Annotated in this window: 1 protein-coding gene; it reads left to right on the forward strand. The window is 49.3% G+C overall.

Annotated features, from left to right (window positions below; translation table 11 throughout):
- On the forward strand, positions 1–1,865 hold a 1,865-nt coding region (locus tag KDK17_RS18610; protein WP_257288770.1), incomplete at its 5' end, for a hypothetical protein.
- Between the last annotated feature and the right edge of the window lie 175 nt (positions 1,866–2,040).

A 2,040-nucleotide genomic window follows, 5' to 3' on the forward strand; every position in this document is an offset into this window, starting at 1 on the left:
GGATACCTTTAGAAGCGGTTGTTGCTGTCGGTTGGCTTTTAAAAAGCTTTTGGAACCCCGGTTCACTGGCGTTTAACCCGATTGAACTCCAGAAGACGAGTCAGGATCTCCTGCAAGCGGCCATCACTATGGCGCTTGGCTCCGGAGGAGACCAACAACAGGGGCAGCCATCAGAATCATCCGGGCAGGAAGCCTCCGAAGCCCTCCCCGAATCTATAGGCTTTTTCACTCGCTTTCTGGATTCTGACTCTGGCGGGAATAACGGAGGCCCTGAACAGCATCAACATACTTTGGGTTTAAATTGTTTCGTCCATCCTTGTTATGGTGTTTGTCAATTCCGACCATCGGGAGCAGCACCCGGAGAAAGCTCATGCCCCCATTTGTATCATGGATACTGCTATAGCTGCTCAAGTCGTTATGATTTTGTAAACGCTGCATGTTCCCAACAAGAGTCACTTTTAGAAATATTGGATGATTTTGCTGACATTCAACACCCATTCGATCCCGGACAACTATTGGATCCAGAGGCGTATGACATTGATAGCAATCCAACCCATTACTTTAATTTTTTAGACTTAACGAATGCAGGAGCACCCTGTACCACTGACACAACCAGGCCTCTCAATCATGAAGTGGTAATACCCTCAAGTTTGGCTGTCTCCGCTGATGAAACCACAGAATTATCCCAGTTGAGTCAGAGCCAAACTGATCTTTTCCAGACAGATACAGTAAAAGCCCTGTCGAGTCACAACATTGGATACCACTGCGAAAAGGTAACCTGTAATGTGATCGTGGTCGGGCAGGATGGTAAGCAACAGCCGTGCAGGAAGGTCTTCAAGAATGCTCAATCTCTGGCAACTCACAAAAACGCATACCACTCTGGACAAAAAACCTGTGTCTGGACAGTGATTGGAAAAGATGGTCAGCAAAGGCCATGTGGAATGGTCTGCAAGAATGCCCATGCCCTGTCGAATCACAAAAACGGGTACCATTCTGAACAACAAACCTGTGACATAACCGTGGTCGGAGAGGATGGTCAGCGACGGCCATGCGGAACGATCTGCAAGAATGCTCCCGCTCTGAGGAGTCACAAAAAAAGAATCCACTCTGGGCAACAAATTTGTCAACTGATCATGGTCGGCGAGGATGGCCAGCAGCGGCCATGCGGGAACCTCTGCAAGAGTGCTAAAGCCCTGGCGGATCACAAAGGCAAATTTCACAGAGAGCAACTAACCTGTAACCTGACAATAGTCGGGAAGGATGGTCAGTCGCAGTCATGCGGGAAAGTCTTCAAGAATGATCTGGCTCTGTTATCCCACAAAGGCAAACTTCACACTGGGCAAAAAACCTGTGACGTTAACGTGGTCCGGGAGGACGGCCAGTCGCAGCCATGCGGGAGGGTCTGCGAGAATGCTCGCGACCTGTCGAATCACAAAAGAATCGTTCACACCGGGGGACAAACCTGTAACCTCTCAGTAGTCGGGAAGGATGGCCAGTCGCGGCCATGCGGGAAAGTCTTCAAGAATGATCAATCTCTTTCAACTCACAGAAGTGTATGTCACACCGGGCAGAGAACCTGTGATGTGGTCAGGGAGGATGGCAAGAATCAGCCATGCGGGAAGGTCTGTCGTAATGCTCGTGCCCTGTCGAATCATAAAAGAATCGCCCACACCAGAGAACAAGTCTGTGACATGGTATTGGTCGGGGAGGATGGTCAGGAGCGACCATGCTGGAAGATCTGCAAGAATGCTCAAGCTCTGGCGGATCACAAAAGAAGACATCGAAAACGTATGGCTGTTCTTGTGGCTCAGGGTAATGAACTCCGCCCTAAAGAGGGTAAAGTGAAAAAGGGTAAAGTGAAATAAGTGTGGTTACCGGGGGCTCCAGACAACAGGATCCTAATAATACCAGTAGGCTGCAAGTCCCGGTCGAAAAAAGTGAACCCTCTCTGTAAATCAGGATGCAAGGCAAGCATTATTCAATACCCACTTCTTACGGCACCGCTGTGGTTGCTACTGTTGCTGTCTGTTATCTGTCAGG

The sequence above is a fragment of the Endozoicomonas sp. SESOKO2 genome (assembly GCF_024606245.1).
Taxonomy (GTDB): domain Bacteria; phylum Pseudomonadota; class Gammaproteobacteria; order Pseudomonadales; family Endozoicomonadaceae; genus Endozoicomonas_A.